Origin of the sequence: Streptomyces sp. NPDC051315 (assembly GCF_044455165.1) — a bacterium.
Classification (GTDB): domain Bacteria; phylum Actinomycetota; class Actinomycetes; order Streptomycetales; family Streptomycetaceae; genus Streptomyces.
Genome location: NZ_JBITEN010000022.1, coordinates 69,582 through 88,608, shown reverse-complemented (window position 1 = coordinate 88,608; position 19,027 = coordinate 69,582). Strand labels below are relative to the sequence as shown.

The 19,027-nt window shown below is 72.4% G+C and carries 11 protein-coding genes; 2 read left to right on the top strand and 9 right to left on the bottom strand.

What is annotated here, in order from left to right; all coding sequences use genetic code 11:
* The first annotated feature begins 63 nt into the window (after window positions 1–63).
* Together ACIBBD_RS32905 and ACIBBD_RS32900 are read left to right on the top strand one after the other, a co-directional pair.
* Complete coding sequence (locus tag ACIBBD_RS32905) at window positions 64–1,308, top strand: glycosyltransferase (protein ID WP_399423264.1); 1,245 nt, start codon at window positions 64–66, stop codon at window positions 1,306–1,308.
* A complete protein-coding gene (locus tag ACIBBD_RS32900; protein WP_399423224.1) occupies window positions 1,305–3,446 on the top strand; it encodes a glycosyltransferase family 1 protein in 2,142 nt (713 codons plus the stop codon). The genes ACIBBD_RS32905 and ACIBBD_RS32900 overlap by 4 nt, the downstream gene beginning before the upstream one ends.
* Before the next feature lie 79 nt (window positions 3,447–3,525).
* Here ACIBBD_RS32900 and galE read toward each other — a convergent pair whose 3' ends face one another.
* The 9 genes from galE to ACIBBD_RS32855 form a co-directional block, all read right to left on the bottom strand.
* Window positions 3,526–4,494, bottom strand: a complete 969-nt coding sequence (galE, locus tag ACIBBD_RS32895; RefSeq protein WP_399423223.1) for a UDP-glucose 4-epimerase GalE — start codon at window positions 4,492–4,494, stop codon at window positions 3,526–3,528.
* An 82-nt stretch (window positions 4,495–4,576) separates the two neighbouring features.
* On the bottom strand, window positions 4,577–5,860 hold the full coding sequence (locus ACIBBD_RS32890) for a nucleotide sugar dehydrogenase (protein WP_399423222.1): 1,284 nt from the start codon (window positions 5,858–5,860) through the stop codon (window positions 4,577–4,579).
* A gap of 9 nt (window positions 5,861–5,869) precedes the next feature.
* Complete coding sequence (locus tag ACIBBD_RS32885) at window positions 5,870–7,582, bottom strand: glycosyltransferase family 2 protein (RefSeq protein WP_399423221.1); 1,713 nt, start codon at window positions 7,580–7,582, stop codon at window positions 5,870–5,872.
* Between the two features lie 110 nt (window positions 7,583–7,692).
* Window positions 7,693–8,712, bottom strand: coding sequence for a Gfo/Idh/MocA family protein (locus tag ACIBBD_RS32880; protein WP_399423220.1), 1,020 nt, complete (start codon window positions 8,710–8,712; stop codon window positions 7,693–7,695).
* Window positions 8,709–9,824, bottom strand: a complete 1,116-nt coding sequence (locus ACIBBD_RS32875) for a DegT/DnrJ/EryC1/StrS family aminotransferase (RefSeq protein WP_399423219.1) — start codon at window positions 9,822–9,824, stop codon at window positions 8,709–8,711. Before ACIBBD_RS32875 ends, ACIBBD_RS32880 begins: the two co-directional genes overlap by 4 nt.
* A 451-nt stretch (window positions 9,825–10,275) precedes the next feature.
* Window positions 10,276–14,517 carry a ribonuclease E/G gene (locus tag ACIBBD_RS32870; RefSeq protein WP_399423218.1) on the bottom strand — a complete coding sequence of 1,414 codons (4,242 nt, stop codon included), beginning with the start codon at window positions 14,515–14,517 and terminating at the stop codon, window positions 10,276–10,278.
* Window positions 14,518–14,789: 272 nt separating this feature from the next.
* Window positions 14,790–15,554, bottom strand: coding sequence for a TIGR03936 family radical SAM-associated protein (locus ACIBBD_RS32865; RefSeq protein ID WP_399423217.1), 765 nt, complete (start codon window positions 15,552–15,554; stop codon window positions 14,790–14,792).
* Window positions 15,555–15,602: 48 nt separating this feature from the next.
* A complete protein-coding gene (locus tag ACIBBD_RS32860) occupies window positions 15,603–16,670 on the bottom strand; it encodes a hypothetical protein (protein WP_399423263.1) in 1,068 nt (355 codons plus the stop codon).
* A 372-nt stretch (window positions 16,671–17,042) separates the two neighbouring features.
* Window positions 17,043–18,992 (bottom strand): TIGR03960 family B12-binding radical SAM protein, encoded by a 1,950-nt coding sequence (locus tag ACIBBD_RS32855; protein WP_399423216.1) that lies wholly within the window; start codon window positions 18,990–18,992, stop codon window positions 17,043–17,045.
* Between the last annotated feature and the right edge of the window lie 35 nt (window positions 18,993–19,027).

The window sequence follows — 19,027 nt, the reverse complement described above, 5'->3', positions numbered from 1 at the left end:
CGGCCCCACGTCATCTACCTCGCCATCGGATTCCCGCCGGCCGCCAAGAGCTCCACGTACCGGATGCGCGAGACCGCCAACCAGTTCGTCAAGGCGGGCTGGGACGTCACGGTCGTCAACATCGCCCGGGAATCCTGGGAACTCGACTCCGGCATCGACCTCACCCTGCTGGACCAGGTCGACCCGCGGGTGAAGATCGTCGAACTGCCGCTGGCGCGCGAAGACCTGGAGACGGACATCCGCCTCTACGACGAGGCGCGCGCCCTCGACCCCAACGGCTGGGTCGCCCAGCTCCGCCGCCGCCAGACCAAGACCTTCCCGGAGCCCAACTTCGGTGAGTGGCGCGGCGACCTGGAGCAGGCCGTGCTGCGCATCCACCGGGAGCACCCGGCGGACCTGCTGCTCGCCAGCTGCGTGCCGTACGTGAACCTCGCCGCGGCCTGGAAGCTGTGGGAGGAGGCGAGGGTGCCGTACGCGGTGGACTTCCGCGACGGCTGGTCGATCGACGTCATCGACGGCGTCGAGGCCTTCTCCCGCGACTCCGACGAGGGCCGCTGGGAGCAGAAGGTCCTCGACCACGCGGTGTCCCTGTGGGTCGTCAACGACCCCATCGCCGAGCACTACCGCAAGCGCTACCCGGAGTTCGCCGACCGCGTGCACGTCGTGCGCAACGGCTACGACGCCGACAGCGCGCCGGGCTGGGTGCACAAGGCGGACCGCGAGTCCGGTCTGGTCTTCGGCTACCTCGGCACCGTCAACTTCAGCATCCCGCACCTGGAGACGGTGCTGAACGCCTGGCGCGCGGCCCGTGAGAAGGAGCCCCTGCTGGCGAACGCGCGCTTCGAGCTGCGCGGCCACCTCGGCAACGGCGCCAGCCGCGGGGCGAACCGGCACGCCGAGGTCCTCAAGGAGGCCGAGTCCGACGGCGTCTTCTACGGGGGGCCCGCGGCGAAGGCCGAGGTCTCCTCGATCTACGCCGGCTGGGACGCCATGGTGCTGATCCTCATCGGCGGCCGGTACGTCACCTCCGGCAAGGTGTACGAGTACATGGCGACGGGCCTGCCCATCGTGTCGGCGCACGCCGTCGAGCACGACGCCTCCAACGTGCTGAAGGGCCACCCGCTGTGGACCGGCGCTCCCGGTCTCGACGTGGAGGGCCTGACCGAGTCGTTCATCAAGGCCGCGCACATGGCGGTGGAGACGACCGACGCGGAGCACGCCGAAGCGATGGCCCACGCCGACCAGTTCACTCGTGAGGCGCTGATGTCCGTCGCCGTCAAGAACCTTGTCGAGGAGCTCGCCAAGTGACCGAAGTCCTGCTCGTCGCCACCGACCGACCGCAGTTCGGCGTCCTGGCCTCCACGGTGCGCAAGTTCGAGGCCCTGGGTGCGCGCGTCTACCTGGCGGGCAGCTTCCACCTGGAGGCCGAGGGCGTCCCCGAGGAACTCGCGAAGGTCGCGCTGGCCGGCGCCCACCAGCTGCCGCGCAACCTCAAGCACCGCAGCCAGGCGCTGCGCCGCCGGGCCGGCAAGTCGCCGCGCGGCCTGCGCCTGTGGATGCAGATCGGCCGCGACTCGTGGCTGCGCTCCCGGGCCCGCAAGGCCGACGTGCTCGTCGCCCTGGACGCCTCCGCCGTGTACACGGTGTGGCGGCTGGCCGAGTACAACCGGGGCGCCGCCGCCAAGTTCGGGCTCGCGCCCGCGCTGAAGGCCGTGGAGGAACTCAAGGAGAAGGGCGGCACCGCGGCCCGTTCCTCCGTCCTGCCGCCGCTGCACGCCGTCGCCCGCGATGTGCGCCGCAGCGTCGACAGCCTGCCCGCCCAGCTGGTGCGGGCGGCCACCCCGCGGCCCGTGATGCGCTCGGGCGTCGGCGCCCGGCTGTGGCGTTCCGCCGTGACCGCGCCCGGCGTGCCCATAAAGGTGCGCGCCGCGACCTCGCGGTACGTCGCCGAGGGCATGCAGTGGGCGGGCCGCACCAGCGGTGCCGCGCTGACGCTGGCGGACGCCGCCGCGAAGATCCCGGACCCGAAGCTGCGGGCCGACCTCTACTACGAGGGCGCCATGCAGGAGATCCGCAAGGGCATCAGCCCGCGCAGCCTCGGCAAGGCCGTCAAAGCCCATCTCGTTCACGCCGACGCCGAGTTCGCCAGGGGCCGCACCGACGAGGCGGCCGAGGCGCTGAACCGGGCGCTGTTCCTGGACTTCCACCGGGTGCTGCACATCGACCAGCTGTCGTCGCCGCTGGCGAAGGACGCCGAGGGCTTCGTCGCCCCGATGTACCGCTCCAAGGCGTTCCAGGCCCTCAGCCGCCCCCGTGGCCGCACGGTGCCCGCGGCACCCGTGCCCACCGACCGCCCGCTGCGGCTGCTGGTGGCGACGAGCGCCAACGACAACTTCCTGCACCTCATCAAGGAGCACTTCGCCGACCACCCCGGCGTCGAGCTGCGCTACCTGGACCTGGCCGCGAACAAGCACCTCAAGCGGATCTCCTGGGCGGCCCCGAGGATGCTCAAGGACCGGCTGTCCGACGGCGCGAGCGACTACCAGGAAGAGGTGGAGCGCCTGATGCGCCCCTACCTCGACTGGGCGGACACGCTGTTCCTGGAGTGGGCGGCGGGCCCGGCCGGCATGCTCACCACGATCGACCCGGGCGACACCCGGATCGTCGTACGCCTGCACAGCTACGAGGCGTTCACGCGCTGGCCGCACATGACGGACTTCTCCCGGGTCGACGACCTCGTCTTCGTCGCCCCGCACGTGAAGGACCTCACCACCTCGCTCGTGCCCATGCTCCGCGGCGAGCAGGCCCCGCGCTTCCACGTCCTGGACAACGCCATGGACCTGTCGGGCTTCAACCGGCCCAAGCCGGCCGAGGCCCGCTTCAACCTGGGTCTGATCGGTATCAGCCAGGTCGCCAAGGACCCCAAGTGGGCCGTGGACGTCCTGGAGCGGGTCCGCAAGCACGACGAGCGCTACCGGCTGATCCTGGTCGGCGGCGACATGGACCCGAAGACCAGCCAGGCCACCCGCGAGTACCGGCGTGAGCTCGATCGGCTGCTGGCGCCGCTGGAGGAGTCCGGCGCGGTCGTGAAGCTCGGTCCGACGGACGACGTCCCGTCGAAGCTGGTCGAGATCGGTACGATCCTCAGCTCCTCCGTGCGCGAGGGCTGCCACGTCGGTCTGATGGAGGGCGCCGCCAGCGGTGCCGTCCCCGTCGTGCGGGACTGGCCGTTCTACGCGGGCAAGCCCAACAGCGCGCGCACCCTCTACCCCGAGGGCTGGGTCGTCGCCTCCCCCGCGGAGGCGGCCGAGCGGATCCTGAAGGTCACGGCCTCGGAAGAGGCCTGGCGCGCCGCCGGCGAGCTCGCCACCGAGCACGCGCTGACGGTGTGGGACTGGCCCGTGGTGCAGAAGCACTTCGAGAAGCTGTTCCTCGAGGAGAGCTGACGCCAGGACGGAAGAGACGGAAGAAGGGCCCCCGGGATCATCCCGGGGGCCCTTCCGCGTCACGCTCGTCCGTGGGACGTCACGGGTGCCGCAGCCGCCACCCCGCCCACGCCGACTCCACCATCTCCCGCACGCCCCGCCGCGCACTCCAGCCGAGCTCCTCGCGGATCAGGTCGGCGGAGGCCACGACCCGCGCCGGGTCGCCGGGACGGCGCTCGCGCACCCGCGGCTCGGCGTCGGTGCGCCCGGTGACGTCCTGGATGATCCCGACCATCTCCGCGACCGAGACGCCCTCGCCGCGGCCGATGTTGAGGACGAGCCGGGCGTCCGGGTCGGCGGCGAGCCGCTGCGCGGCCGCGACGTGCGCGGCGGCGATGTCCTCGACGTGGATGTAGTCGCGGACGCAGGTGCCGTCCGGGGTGGGGTAGTCGTCGCCGAAGATCCACGGCGACTCCCCGGCGTCGAGCCGCTCGAAGACCATCGGGACCAGGTTGAAGACGCCGTCGTCGCCCAGTTCGGGCGTGGCCGCGCCCGCCACGTTGAAGTAGCGCAGCGAGGCGGTCGCCATCCGGTGCCGCGCACCGACGGCCGCCACCAGCCACTCGCCGGCCAGCTTGGTCTCGCCGTACGGGTTGATGGGCGCGCACGGCGTCTTCTCGGTGACGAGGTCGACGTCCGGCATGCCGTACACGGCGGCCGAGGAGGAGAACAGGAAGCGGCCCACGCCCGCGGCGGCGGCCGCGTCGAGCAGCACGCGCAGGCCCTCGACGTTCTCGTGGTAGTAGTACAGCGGCCGTTCGACGGACTCGGCCACCTGCTTCTTGCCGGCGATGTGCACGATGCCGGTGACGGCGTGCTCGCGCAGCACCCGGTCGACGGCCTCGCGGTCGAGGACCGTGCCGGTCTCCAGCACGACACCGTCCGCGAGCCGCTCGGCGCGGCCCGTGCTCAGGTCGTCCAGGACGACGACGGACTCACCGGCGTCGGTCATCGCCTTCACCACATGCGAGCCGATGAAGCCGGCGCCGCCCGTGATCAGCCAGGTCATGAAGAACCCTTCCTGCACCAGGACCCCGCCCCGAGGTTCCGGGGGCGGGGCCATGAGGTTGTGTGCGCCCTGCGAGCGTCCGTCAGCCGCCGATGACGACCCGGCGGACGCCCTTCCAGGCCTCCGGGTCGGTCGTACGGCGACCGTCGACCAGGACCGTGACGTCCGGCAGGTCGGCCGGGGTCAGGGCGCGGTACTCGGCGTGGTCGGCCTGGAGGATCGCCGCGGTGACCTTCTCGCCGTTGTGCGGGGTCAGTCCGTGCGCCGCCAGCTCCTCCGCCGTGTACATCGGGTCGGAGACGAACGGGACCGCGCCGCGCGCCTTGAGCGCCTCGACGGTCGGGAAGACGCCGGAGAACGCGGTCTCCTTGACGCCACCGCGGTAGGCGGCGCCCAGCACGAGCACGTTGACGCCGGTCAGGTCGCCGTAGGCGGCGGCCAGCAGGTCGACGGCGTACTCGGGCATCGCGGCGTTCGCCTCACGGGCGGAGCGCACGACGGTGGCGGCCGGGTCGTTCCACAGGTACATCCGCGGGTAGATCGGGATGCAGTGGCCGCCGACGGCGATGCCCGGCTGGTGGATGTGGCTGTAGGGCTGCGAGTTGCAGGCCTCGATGACCTTCTTGACGTCGATGCCGTTCTGGTCGGCGAAGCGCGCGAACTGGTTCGCGAGGCCGATGTTGACGTCCCGGTAGGTGGTCTCGGCGAGCTTGGCCAGCTCGGAGGCCTCCGCGGTGCCCAGGTCCCACACGCCGTTGGCCTGCGGCAGGTCGGCGCGCTCGTCGAAGTCGAGGACCTGCTCGTAGAACTGGACACCGCGGGCCGTCGACGCCTCGTCGATGCCGCCGACCAGCTTGGGGTAGCGGCGCAGGTCGGCGAAGACCCGGCCGGTGAGGACCCGCTCCGGGGAGAACACCAGGTGGAAGTCCTCGCCCGCGGTCAGGCCCGAACCCTCGGCCAGCATCGGCGCCCAGCGGGTGCGGGTGGTGCCGACCGGCAGGGTGGTCTCGTACGAGACGAGCGTGCCGGGCTTGAGGCCCTTGGCGATCGCCTTCGTCGCGGCGTCCATCCAGCCGAAGTCCGGCACGCCCTCGGCGTCCACGAAGAGCGGGACGACCACGACGACGGCCTCGGAGTCGGCGACCGCGGCCGCGGTGTCCGTCGTGGCGCTCAGCAGCCCGGCGTCGACGGCCTGCTTGAGCTTGACGTCGAGGTCGTGCTCGCCGGGGAACGGCTCGACACCGGCGTTGACCAGCTCGACGACCTTCTCGTTGACGTCCGCGCCGATGACCCGGTGGCCCTTGGAGGCGAACTGCACCGCCAGCGGGAGCCCGATCTTGCCGAGCGCTACTACACAGATGTTCATGGAGGGTCGCTACTTCCTTTTGGAACCGGTCGGCTTCTTCGCACCGTTCGGCTTGGACTTCTTGGCACCGGCCCGCTTCACGCGGACGGCACCGGACTTCAGTTTCCGGAGCAGGCGCCCGAGCGCCCGCCGTACCAGTGTCCTCTTCGGGGGATACAGCTGGGCCGTGTCGATCACCACACGCCCCTTGTCGTTCACCACGGCCGACGCCCGGTACGGGTCCCCGGCGGGCCCCCACAGGCGGGCCAGCGGCATGGGCAGCCCCTCGCCGCGCACGGGGATCTCGTACGTCCGGCCGGCGAGGTCCAGGTGGACCCGGACGCCTCGCTTGGCGGTGTCGTGGTCCAGCGGCACACGGGCGTGCAGCACGCTGGCGGCGCCGTCCTGGGCGGGCTCCACCCGCATCTCGCCGACGACCGGCGGCAGGACCTGCCCGGCCTTCAGCCGGCGCCCGCCTGGCTTGTCCGCCGACTTGGGCATGGCGCCCTTGACCAGTCGCAGCACGGGCCGGGCCGCGTCGGCGTCACCGACGACCGGCACCCGCACGGACGCCGTGTAGGTGAGCCGGTCGTCCTGCTGCTCCCAGCCGGAGGTCAGCAGGTGCGTACCCGCGGCGAGCCGGCCGGGGACCGACTCGTCGAGCAGCTCGTAGGTGCGGTCGGACAGGCCGATGCGCGGGTCGCGGAAGCCCGGGTAGCGGGCGTAGGCGCGGTCGCCCTCGACGACGAACGGCGGGGCGCCGTGCTCCTTCTCGGAGGTGATCGCCTCGCACAGCTCGTCGATCGCCCCGGCGTGCGCCAGCGCGATCCGCACCCGGCGCTTGACGTCCATCGCGTCCCGGACGCCGTCGGTGAAGTAGGCGTCGGCGAGCCGCGCGATGCCCGCGCAGATCTGCCCCTGCAGCTCGCGGTCCAGGCCGGGGAAGTCGTCCTGGATGAGCTTGGCCAGCTCCCAGGTGAAGTGCCGGCGCAGGACGGCGTCACGCTGCGGGCCCGCCTCGATGAGGCCGGCCGTGAAGTCCATGATCTCCGCCGCGCACCGCAGCCGCGCCAGGTGGTCGGCGCGGTAGGTGATGTTGCTGGCGTCGCCGCGCTTGACGGCGAAGTAGCAGATGTAGTCGGCCACCACCGAGATCCTCCGGGCGCGCACGCACGCCTCGATGGTGAACGGCTGGTCGCTGCCCACGGGCATGTGCTCGGGGAAGCGCAGCTTGTGCTTCTCGACCAGCTCACGCCGGAACAGCTTGGTGTTGGCCAGGGTGAACGGCAGCGCGGAGTCGTACAGGCTGACGTCCACGGCGTTCTCCTTGTAGAGCGCCTGGTGGACGTACCGGCCGTTGGTGCCGACCATCTTGCCGACGACGACGTCCGACTCGTTCCTGTCGGCGCACTTCACCATGCGCTCCAGGGCTTCCTCGCCGAGGTAGTCGTCGGAGCCGATGAAGTACACGTACCGGCCCGTGGCCACCTCCAGCGCCCGGTTGCTGGGCGCGGCGGGGCCGCCGGAGTTGGGCTGGTGGATCACCTTGACGGTGTCCGGGTACAGCGCCGCGAACCGGTCGAGTTCGCGGCCGCTGTCGTCGGTGGAGCCGTCGTCGACGGCGACGATCTCCAGCCGGTCCCGGCCGATGCTCTGCCCGAGGAGCGAGTTCAGGCACTCCGTCAGGTAGGGCATCGTGTTGTAGACGGCAACGATGACGCTGACGTCAGGCGCAGCACTCATTCTCCGGCTCCTGGTCTCCGACAGCCGGCGGCCGGCTGGGTCCTGCGGGGAAGGTCTCACAGAACATAGGAGTCCCGCCGAGCACGCACCGTTCCCCCGATGGGTGACGCTCAGCTGCCATGGAAGGCCAGATCCTCCGGCTGAAGGGACACGCTGCGGTTGTCCGTCGCCGACTGCAGCACCGCGGCCGCGACCTCGACGGTCCGCATGCCCTGGCGGAGCGTGCAGATGTCGGCGGCCTTGCCGAGCACGGCGTCCCGGAAGAGCTCGTGCTCGACCTGGAGCGGCTCGCGCTTCGGAATGGCGTAGCGGATCATGTCGCCCTCGGAGACACCGCGGAAGGCCTGGAGCGCCTCCCACTCGGTGGTCACCGCCGCGTTGGAGTGGAACGTCAGGTCCGCGGTGAGGGTGTCGGCGATGAAGCAGCCGCGCTCACCGGTGACCGACGTGAACCGCTCCTTGAGCGGGCTCAGCCAGTTGACCAGGTGGTTGACCATGGTGCCGTCGTCCAGGCGGCCGACCGCCGAGACCATGTCCTCGTGCTCACGGCCGCTCTTGGAGACGGTGTGCGCGGCGATGGACACGTACTGGCGTCCCGTCACCCAGCCGGTCAGGTCGATGTCGTGCGTGGCGAGGTCCTTGACCACGCCGACGTCGGCGATGCGGTGCGGGAACGGGCCCTGCCGGCGGGTGACGACCTGGTAGACGTCACCGAGTTCGCCGGCCTCCAGGCGGGCACGCAGCGAGCGCAGTGCCGGGTTGCACCGCTCGATGTGGCCCACCCCGGCCACCAGACCGCGCGACTCGAACGCGTCGACGAGCCGACGGGCGCCCTCGACGGTCTCGGCGACCGGTTTCTCGATCAGCGCGCAGACGCCGGCCTCGGCGAGTGCCAGACCGACCTCCTCGTGCAGATGGGTCGGGCACGCCACGACGGCGTAGTCGACCCCGAGGGCGATGAGTTCCTGAACGGTGTTCAGGATCGGCGCGCCCTGGGCGGCACCGAACTTGTCGCCCATCGGGTCGACGACACCGACCAGCTCGACACCGTCCAGACCGGACAGCACACGGGCGTGGTGACGCCCCATCGAACCGAGGCCGATGAGTCCGGCCCGCAACGGCTTGCTCACAGCTGTTCTCCCAGCGCGTTCACAGCACTCACGATGCGCTCCAGGTCCTGCGCGGACAGGGCCGGGTGGACGGGCAGCGAGACGACCTCGGCGGCCGCCCGCTCGGTCTCCGGCAGGTCCCAGGCGCGGCCGGCCTTCTGGTCCGGCTCCCAGTACGGCTTGAGACGGTGGATCGGGGTCGGGTAGTACACGGCGTTGCCGATGCCGGCCTCGGTGAGACGGGCCATGGCGGCGTCGCGGTCACCCCGGATGCGCACCGTGTACTGGTGGTACACGTGCCGCGCGCCCTCGGCGACCTTCGGCGTGACGACGTTCGCCGCGGTGATGTGCTCGGTGAGGTAGGTGGCGTTGGCGATGCGCTGCTCGGTCCAGCCGGTCAGCTTGGCGCGCTGCACCCGGCCGATCGCGGCGGACACGTCCGTCATCCGCACGTTGGCGCCGACGATCTCGTTGGCGTAACGCTGCTCCATGCCCTGGTTGCGCAGCAGACGCAGGGTCCGGGCGACCTCCGCGTCAGCCGTGCTGATCATGCCGCCCTCGAGGCTGTGCATGTTCTTCGTCGGGTAGAAGCTGAACGTGCCCGCGGCACCGAAGGCACCGACCGGGGTGCCGTGCAGCGCGGCCGCGTGGGCCTGGCAGGCGTCCTCGACCACGGCGAGACCGTGCTGGGCGGCGATCGCCATGATCCGGTCCATCGCGGCCGGGTGGCCGTACAGGTGGACCGGCATGATCGCCGCGGTGCGCGCGGTGATCGCCGCCTCGACCGCCGCCGGGTCCAGGCAGAAGGTGTCCGCCTCGATGTCGGCGAAGACGACGTCGGCGCCGACCAGCCGCACCGCGTTGGCGGAGGCCGCGAAGGAGAACGACGGCACGATGACCTCGTCGCCCGGGCCGATACCGAGCGCCATCAGGGCCAGGTGCAGCGCGGAGGTGCCGGAGTTGACCGCGACGCAGTGCCGCCCGTCGACCAGCTCCGAGAACTCCTCCTCGAAGGCTGCCACCTCGGGACCCTGGACGACCCGGCCGCTGCGCAGCACGCGCACCGCGGCCTCGATCTCCTCCTCGTCGATCACAGGTCTGGCGGCCGGTATGAACTCATGGGCGTCGGTCATCGACATCCCCTCCTCTACGGCGACCTCGAAGGCGCGTCGTGCATGGTCGGGAAGGGGCCGCGTCGAACCCGGCACGGCCGCATCCCTGGGTGTTCACCGCTGCCTGTGGGCGGGCGAACGGCTTGTACACAGGACCCCGCCCCCGAGGGTTCCTTGCGGGAAGACAGCCGTATCCGGGCTGGAGGACCGGACGTGCAGTTCGGCTGCGGTCACGGTGCGCATGGCTGTGGCCACCGGGACCACAGTTCACGTTACCAGCACGGAGATGGCGATTTTCCCTAGGGTTACCACAGTGAAACCCCCTGGACGGGTGCGGTCCATCACAAGCGGAACACAGGGTAACCCGCGCGGTGACGCGCGGCGCCGCAAGCGGCGGCGCGGGTCGCCCGGTGTCGGAACCGGGTGCCCCGCGCCGCCTCTGTGATGCCTGCCCTGCGGCCTGCGGGACCGGTCAGTCCTCCGTCGTGGCCGAGACGGACGGGGCGCTCTGCTGCGCCGCCGCCGTCTTCTTCGACACCGCCTTCGCGGCCTTCTTGGCCGTCGTCTTCTTGGCCGCCGTCTTCTTCGCGGCGGTCTTCTTGGCCACGGTCTTCTTGGTGGCGGCCTTCTTCGCGGTGGCCTTCTTGGCGGTCTTGCGAGCGGCCGCCTTCTTGGCCGGGGCGGCCTCCGCCGCCTCCTCGCCCGCCTCGCCGCCGGCCGGGGCCTCCACGGGAGCCTCGGCCGGGGTCTCGGCAGCGGCTTGCGCGGGTGCTTCGGCCGGGGTCTCGGCGGCGGCGTCCGCCGGAGCCTCCGCCGCGGCCGACGGGACGACCACGACGGCCGTCTCCTCGGGCGCGGTGGGCGCGGTGGCCTTGCGCACGGCACGGCGCCGCGGACGGGCCGGAGCCGCGCTCTCGACGACCGGTTCGGCGACGGCCTCCGCCTCGGAGTCGGCGGGCTGCTCCACCGGAGCCTGCGCCGCAGCCTCCTCGGGAGCGGACTCGGCGACCGTCACCACGGCCGCCTCCGCCCCGGCGGGCGAACCGGCCGGCGCGGACACCTTGCGGGTGGCCCGACGACGCGTACGGCCCTTGGGCGCGGCCTCCTCGACAGCCGGCGCCTCGGCAGCCGGAGCCTCGGCGACAGGCGCCTCGACGACCGGGTCCTCGACGGCGACCGGCTCGGCGTGCGCGGCGACGGCCTCGGCCGGCTGCACCGGACGCTCCGCCTCCTCCTCGACGGTGACGTCCTGCGCCGTGGGCGCCTCGGCGGGCGCCTCGGCGACGGCCCTCCGCGAGCCCCTCGGCGCGCCCGCCGGAGCAGACGCCCGACGGCTTGCCCGGCGACGGCCGCGTCCGCGCGTGGCCGCTGCCTCCGCCTCGGCGACGCTGCTGTACAGCTCCTCGTCCGGCGCGAAGTCGGGGGACTCCAGCGCGACCGGCGCGGCCACCGCTGCGGCGACCTCGGCCTCGCTCTCGGCCTCCTCGGCGACGGCCACGACGGCCTCGGCCGTCTCCGCGGCCACGGCCTCGTGCTCGTGGTCGGGCGCCTGCCCGTCCCCGCCGCGGCCGCGCTTCTTGCGCTTGCCGCCGTTGGCGGAGGACGGCTGGTCCAGGTGGACGATGACCCCGCGGCCGTTGCAGTGGACACAGGTCTCGGAGAACGACTCCAGCAAACCCTGTCCGACCCGCTTGCGGGTCATCTGCACGAGCCCCAGCGACGTCACCTCGGCGACCTGGTGCTTCGTGCGGTCGCGGCCCAGGCACTCCAGCAGGCGCCGCAGCACCAGGTCCCGGTTGGACTCCAGCACCATGTCGATGAAGTCGATGACGATGATGCCGCCGAGGTCGCGCAGCCGCAGCTGACGCACGATCTCCTCGGCCGCCTCCAGGTTGTTCCTGGTGACCGTCTCCTCGAGGTTGCCGCCCTGACCGGTGAACTTGCCGGTGTTGACGTCGATGACGACCATCGCCTCGGTCCGGTCGATCACCAGCGAACCGCCGCTGGGCAGCCAGACCTTGCGGTCCAGCGCCTTGGCGAGCTGCTCGTCGATCCGGTACGTGGCGAACACGTCGACCTCGGAGGTCCACCGCGACAGCCGCTCGGCCAGGTCCGGCGCGACGTGCGAGACGTACCCGTGGATGGTCGACCAGGCGTCGTCGCCGCTGACGACGACCTTGGTGAAGTCCTCGTTGAAGATGTCGCGCACGACCCGGACGGTCATGTCCGGCTCGCCGTACAGAAGCGTCGGCGCGTTGCCGCTCTTGGCCTTCTTCTGGATCTCCTCCCACTGCGCCTGGAGCCGCTCGACGTCACGGCGCAGCTCGTCCTCGCTCGCGCCCTCGGCGGCGGTGCGCACGATGACGCCCGCGTCCTCGGGGACGATCTTCTTGAGGATGGTCTTCAGACGGGCCCGCTCGGTGTCGGGCAGCTTGCGGCTGATGCCGGTCATCGAGCCCTCGGGCACGTACACGAGGTAGCGGCCCGGCAGGGAGACCTGGCTGGTCAGACGGGCGCCCTTGTGCCCGATCGGGTCCTTGGTGACCTGCACGAGGACCGACTGGCCGGACTTCAGGGCGGACTCGATGCGCCGCGGCCCGTTGGCCATGCCCAACGCCTCGAAGTTGACCTCGCCGGCGTACAGGACGGCGTTGCGGCCCTTGCCGATGTCGATGAAGGCGGCCTCCATCGACGGCAGCACGTTCTGCACCTTGCCGAGGTAGACGTTCCCGACGTACGAGACCGCCTGCTCCTTGTTGACGTAGTGCTCGACGAGCACGCCGTCCTCCAGGACGCCGATCTGCGTACGGTCGCCGTGCTGGCGGACCACCATCACGCGCTCGACTGCCTCGCGCCGGGCCAGGAACTCGGCCTCGGTGATGATGGGGACGCGGCGGCGACCCTGCTCACGGCCCTCCCGGCGGCGCTGCTTCTTGGCCTCCAGGCGGGTCGAGCCCTTGATGGACTGCACCTCGTCGGACGGCTCGCTCGCCTTGCGCGGCTCGCGCACCTTGACGACCGTGCGCTCGGGGTCGCCCTCGCCCGGCTCGACGTCCGTGGAGGCGTCCCCGGCACGGCGGCGGCGACGACGGCGACGACGGCTGCCGGCGGTGGAGCCACCGGTGTCGTCGGCGTGCTCCTCCTCGGCGTCCTCTTCCTCCTGCTCGGCGGTGTCCTCGGCGTCCTGCTCGGCCTGCTCGGCGGCGAGCTCCTCGGCCTCGGCCTCCCCGGCCTCGCCGTCCATGGCCTCGCCACGACGGCGACGACGGCCACCCCGGCGGCGACGGCGGCGCGAACCGCTCTCCTCGGCCTCGTCGTCACCCTCGACGGCGTCCTCGGCGGTCTCGTCGGCCTCTTCCGGCTCGTCCTCGTCCTCGACGGCGACGGGCGCGGCCTCGGCGCTCTCCTCGCCCTGGCCGGCACCCCGGCGACGGCGGCGACGGCGGGCCCCGGTCGGCTCCTCCGTGACCTCCTCGACGGCCTCGGCCGGCTCGACCTCGGGCTCGACGGGCTCCGCATCGGCGGCCGCCGCCTCGGCAGCCGCGCGCTGCGGCGTCTGGAACCGGGGCTCGGTGAACACGGGCGGCTGGAACACGGCGACGGCGGGGCGCGCAGGACGCCTCGGCGCCTCGGCGTCCTCACCGGCCGGCCGCGCGGGCTCGGAGAAACCGACCGCTGCCTTGCGGGCGACGCGTCGCCGCGCACGACGGGGAGCGGCTTCCTCGTCGGCCTGAGCGGTCGCGGGAGCCTCGGCGGGCTCGGCGGCCTTGCGGGCCCCCTTGGCGGCCTTGGCGGGCGCCGGAGCCTCGACAGCGGGCACCTCGGCCTCAGCGGCCTCCTCCGCCTCGGTGGCCTCAGCGGCATCGGCGGTCTCGGCGGGTGCGGAAACGCGGCGCGTGGCCCGGCGGCGGGTACGCCGCGGAGCGGCCTCCTCGGCCGCGGGGGCCTCGGCGGGCGCCTCCGCCTCGGCGGTCACCGGCTCGGCGACGGCTTCTGCGGCCTGCGCCTCGGGCTCGGCGGTCCGCGTCTCGGGCTCGGCGGCCTGCGGCACACCGGCGGGCGCGGCTGCCCGTCGGGTGGCGCGACGACGGGTACGCGCGGGCGCGGCCTCGGCGGCGGGCTCCTCGACGGGGGACTCCTGAGCGGGCTCCTGAGCGGGCTCGGCCGCGGGTGCCCCCGTCTCGACGGCTTCGGCGGGCGCCGGAGCCCCGGTGGGCGCGGAGACGCGCCGCGTGGCGCGGCGGCGGGTACGGCGCGGAGCGGCGTCCTCGACGACGGCCGCGCTCTCCTCGGCAGAGGTGATGTCCTCGGCGGTGGCGACCTCCGCGACCGGCTCCGGCGTCTCGGCGGCGGCCACCGGCACGACCGTCTCGGCGGCCTCGGCGGGCGCCGGAGCCCCGGCGGGGGCGGAGGCCCGACGGGTGGCACGGCGGCGCGGACGCGCGGGCGCGGCGGCCTCGTCGGCCGGGGTCCCGGCGGCCTCGACGGTCTCGTCCGTCTTCTCCTCGTCGCTGTCGTCCGCCACCAGGTCGGCGGCGGGCGCGGCGGCCGGTATGGCCGGCGCGACGGTCTCGGCCGGGGTGTCGGCGGAGGCGGCCGGCGGACCCGCCGGGCGGGATGCGGCACGGCGCCGACGGCGCGGCGGCAGGGTGTCGCTGGGGGTGTTCGCTTCGGAGTCCGTCACGGACTCTGTGGTTTCGGTCGGCTCGAGCATGCGGGTGTGTCTCCCGTCAGGCTCCCGGGCGCCGCACCTGGTCCGGCGTCGACCTCGTCGATCGCCGTTGACGTCCGCGGCTCGCGCTGTGCGCGGTGCCGCCGTCCGGGGCGCGGCCGCCGCACGGGAGCTCTCTGTGTCCTGTCTCGCCGGTTCCGTACGCATGTTGCGTACGGCCTGGCGAAAGTCTTCTGGTCGGTGCGCTGCCCGACCCAGGTGGCTCCCGAGTACGAGGGCGGCGCTACGACGTCCGTCCCTGTGCGGAACCTTCCTTACGCCGGCGCCTTCGCGGCGGCAGTCGCATCGGCCGTTGAGCGGGCCTCGGCTGCCTCGCGGTCGGGCGCGAGCGGGTCGGTCACCGCGCCGGTCTCTTCATCGAACAGCCCCTGCGCCAGCCTGGTCACCGCTGCGGGGACCGGCGGCGCCAGGTCGGCCACGGCGCGGAGACCGGACAGGACGTCGTCGGGTCGTACGGCAGGCGTCACGTGCCGAACCACCAGCCGCAGTATCGCACAGGGCTGGTCGATAGGCCTATCAGCCTGTGGAAAGTGCGTTTCCAGCCGTACGACGGCGGAGCGGGCGTCGAAGGTGCGGACGCCGTTCTTGGTGAGGCGCTCGACCTCGACGGTGTCGGCCGCGTTGAAGGCGTCCACCGCGCGGTCGGCGTCCCCGGGGTCCACGCCGTCCAGGCGCAGTTCCCACACGGAGGCCGTGAGCCGGTCGGCGAGCCCAGGGGTGCGGGCCTCGACCGCCTCGATCACGTCGAGCCCGGCGGGCAGCGACGCGTCGAGGAGCTCACGCAGCTTCTGCGGGTCCCGCGCCTCGGTGAGCGCGATCTCCAGGTACTCCGCCTCGCTGCCCGTGCCGGTGGGTGCGGCATTGGCGTACGACACCTTCGGGTGCGGCGTGAACCCCGCCGAGTACGCCATCGGCACCTCGGCACGGCGCAACGCACGCTCGAAGGCGCGCTGGAAGTCACGGTGGCTGGTGAACCGGAGGCGGCCGCGCTTGGTGTAGCGCAGTCGGATGCGCTGCACCGCGGGTGCGGGCGGCGGGCCTTCGGGCTGTCGCTTGCCCAGTGTCGTTCAGTCCTTCGTGAGAGCGGTCGTACTGCTACCAAGAGTACGTGTCTCGCGGCGCGAAGGTTCCCTCCGGACCACCGCCTCCCGCTTGCCGGGCTCGCCGAACAGCATCCGCCGGACGTCGGCGCGGGCCTGCCGTACGGATTCCCGGGCGGCGGTCAGGGCCTGGCGGGCGGCCCGGCCCGTCGCGCGGGCGGCCTCGGCGGCGGGACACAGGACGGTGTCGCGGACGACGTGTCCGACCGGGGTCAGCACGGCGCGGTACACCCAGCGCACCGGCTCCACGAAGATCCACCGGAAGAGGGCCGCCAGGAACCGCCCGACGGCGAGCGAGACGCGTCCCGCGATCCGCCAGGCGTGCCCGAGGGCGTCCCACACCTCCCGTCCGACGACGGCGAGGACGCGGCCGGCCGGCGCGAGGACCCAACGCCACAGCGCGAGCGCGGGCAGGACGAGGAGGATCCGGGTGGTCCAGTACAGGACCCGGCCGATCCCGGCGACGAGCGTCCCGAGCAGCCACCCCAGGCCCCGCGCGCACAGGACGATCGCCCGTCCGACCGGGGCGAGGACCCACTCGTGCAACCAGCGGGCCGGGGCGACGACCAGGTGGCGCGCCAGCCAGGCCAGCACCGCGCGAAGGCCGACGCCGGCGGGAGCCAGCACCTGCGCGTACAGCCAGGCCAGGCCGGCACCGGCAGTGCGGGCCAGCCAGGCGCAGGCGTGTCCGACGGGGGTGAGGACGTGCCGGTAGCACCACACCGCGGGGACGACGACCAGCGTCTTGCCGAGCCAGGCGAGCGCCCGGCCGACGGGGACGACGACGTACCTCCACAGGGCCGCGAGCGGCCACACGACCAGGACCTTGCCCAGCCACAGCAAGGCCCGCCCGGCCGGCCGCAGCACCGTGTCCCTGAGGAGGCGGCCGGCGGCGACGAGCGCGTCCCACACCATCCGCACCGGTACGACCAGCACGAGCACGACGATCCGCACGGGCAACCGGATCGCGACGACGAGACAGCCCTCCGGGGTCTGCTGCGCGGGCTGTCGGGCGGGTGGCTTGTCCAGGTCCATGTCCACGTAGACGCCACAGCCGCCGGTCCGGATCCCGTCCTGCCGCGCCGGCCTCGCCGCGTCTGCTCCCGGCGCCCCGACCCCGCGGCCTTTCCCGCGCGGGAGGCCTTCGGGCGGCGCGCCGCGGCGGACGGCTCGGCGACAGCCTGGCGGGCGGCGAACTCCCGATCGAACCCGGCCTGACGGCGAATGGACTCCGGCAGGCCCGGCAGGCCCGGCAGGCGGTCGCAGGCACGCAGGAAGGAGACGAAGTCAGGCCGCCGCTGAACTCCCCGGAGCCCGGCAACAACTGACCGGCGACACCATCGCACGGGCGGTTGCCACAGCGCCGAGCCCCCTTCCCGGGAGGAAGGGGGCTCGGCGCGTGTGTCCTCAGTGGCTGTGTCCACTCCCCGCCGGCTGCTTCACCGACAGCGGCAGCAGCTTCTTGCCGGTCGGACCGATCTGGATGTGGGTGTCCATGGCCGGGCAGACACCGCAGTCGAAGCACGGCGTCCAGCGGCAGTCCTCGACCTCCGTCTCGTCGAGGGCGTCCTGCCAGTCCTCCCAGAGCCAGTCCTTGTCCAGGCCGGAGTCGAGGTGGTCCCAGGGCAGGACCTCCTCGTAGGTGCGCTCACGGGTGGTGTACCAGTCGACGTCCACGCCGTACACGGCCAGCGCCTTGTCGGCACAGCTCATCCAGCGGTCGTACGAGAAGTGCTCGCGCCAGCCGTCGAAGCGGCCGCCGTCCTCGTAGACGGCACGGATGACCGCGCCGATGCGGCGGTCGCCGCGGGAGAGCAGGCCCTCGACGATGCCGGGCTTGCCGTCGTGGTAGCGGAAGCCGATCGAGCGGCCGTACTTCTTGTCGCCGCGGATCTTGTCCCGGAGCTTCTCCAGGCGGGCGTCCGTCTCCTCCGCGCTCAACTGCGGCGCCCACTGGAACGGGGTGTGGGGCTTGGGGACGAAGCCGCCGATCGAGACCGTGCAGCGGATGTCGTTGGAGCGGGAGACCTCACGGCCCTTCGCGATCACCTTGGTCGCCATGTCGGCGATCTGCAGGACGTCCTCGTCGGTCTCCGTCGGCAGGCCGCACATGAAGTACAGCTTCACCTGGCGCCAGCCGTTGCCGTAGGCGGTGGCGACCGTGCGGATCAGGTCCTCCTCCGAGACCATCTTGTTGATGACCTTGCGGATGCGCTCCGAGCCGCCCTCGGGGGCGAAGGTCAGGCCCGACCTGCGGCCGTTGCGCGTGAGCTCGTTCGCCAGGTCGATGTTGAAGGCGTCCACGCGGGTGGAGGGCAGGGAGAGGCCGATCTTGTCGTCCTCGTAGCGGTCCGCCAGGCCCTTGGCGACCTCACCGATCTCACTGTGGTCGGCGCTGGACAGCGACAGCAGGCCGACCTCCTCGAAGCCGGTCGCCTTCAGGCCCTTCTCGACCATGTCGCCGATACCCGTGATGGAGCGCTCGCGCACCGGGCGGGTGATCATACCGGCCTGGCAGAAGCGGCAACCGCGGGTGCAGCCGCGGAAGATCTCCACCGACATGCGCTCGTGGACCGTCTCGGCCAGCGGAACCAGCGGCTGCTTCGGGTACGGCCACTCGTCCAGGTCCATGACCGTGTGCTTGGACACGCGCCACGGGACACCCGACCTGTTCGGTACGACGCGCGCGATCCGGCCGTCCGGCAGGTACTCCACGTCGTAGAACGCCGGGATGTACACCCCACCGGTCTTCGCCAGGCGGAGGAGGACCTCCTCCCGGCCGCCGGGGCGTCCCTCCGCCTTCCACGCGCGGATGATCCTCGTCATGTCGAGCACGGCCTGCTCACCGTCGCCGATGACCGCCGCGTCGATGAAGTCGGCGATCGGCTCCGGGTTGAAGGCCGCGTGGCCGCCGGCCAGCACGATCGGGTCGTCGACCGTCCGGTCCTTCGACTCCAGCGGGATACCGGCGAGGTCCAGGGCGGTCAGCATGTTCGTGTAGCCCAGCTCCGTCGAGAAGGAGAGTCCGAGCACGTCGAACGCCTTCACCGGACGGTGGCTGTCCACCGTGAACTGCGGGACGCCGTGCTCCCGCATGAGTGCCTCCAGATCCGGCCACACGCTGTAGGTGCGCTCGGCGAGGACGCCCTCCTGCTCGTTCAGGACCTCGTAGAGGATCATGACGCCCTGGTTGGGCAGACCGACCTCGTACGCGTCCGGGTACATCAGCGCCCAGCGGACGTCACAGTCGTCCCAGGGCTTGACGGTGGAGTTCAGCTCGCCGCCCACGTACTGGATCGGCTTCTGCACATGCGGGAGCAGCGCTTCGAGCTGCGGGAACACCGACTCGACAGACATCGGGGGAACTTTCGTGAGCTGACAGGGGTGACCAT

Bases quoted from the DNA above. Each gene is read 5' to 3' on its own strand.
- ACIBBD_RS32905 (WP_399423264.1), top strand. From the start codon at position 64: ATGCGCGAGACCGCCAACCAGTTCGTCAAGGCGGGCTGGGACGTCACG.
- galE (WP_399423223.1), bottom strand. From the start codon at position 4,494: ATGACCTGGCTGATCACGGGCGGCGCCGGCTTCATCGGCTCGCATGTG.
- ACIBBD_RS32890 (WP_399423222.1), bottom strand. From the start codon at position 5,860: ATGAACATCTGTGTAGTAGCGCTCGGCAAGATCGGGCTCCCGCTGGCG.
- ACIBBD_RS32885 (WP_399423221.1), bottom strand. From the start codon at position 7,582: ATGAGTGCTGCGCCTGACGTCAGCGTCATCGTTGCCGTCTACAACACG.
- ACIBBD_RS32875 (WP_399423219.1), bottom strand. From the start codon at position 9,824: ATGACCGACGCCCATGAGTTCATACCGGCCGCCAGACCTGTGATCGAC.
- ACIBBD_RS32870 (WP_399423218.1), bottom strand. From the start codon at position 14,517: ATGCTCGAGCCGACCGAAACCACAGAGTCCGTGACGGACTCCGAAGCG.
- ACIBBD_RS32860 (WP_399423263.1), bottom strand. From the start codon at position 16,670: ATGGACCTGGACAAGCCACCCGCCCGACAGCCCGCGCAGCAGACCCCG.
- ACIBBD_RS32855 (WP_399423216.1), bottom strand. From the start codon at position 18,992: ATGTCTGTCGAGTCGGTGTTCCCGCAGCTCGAAGCGCTGCTCCCGCAT.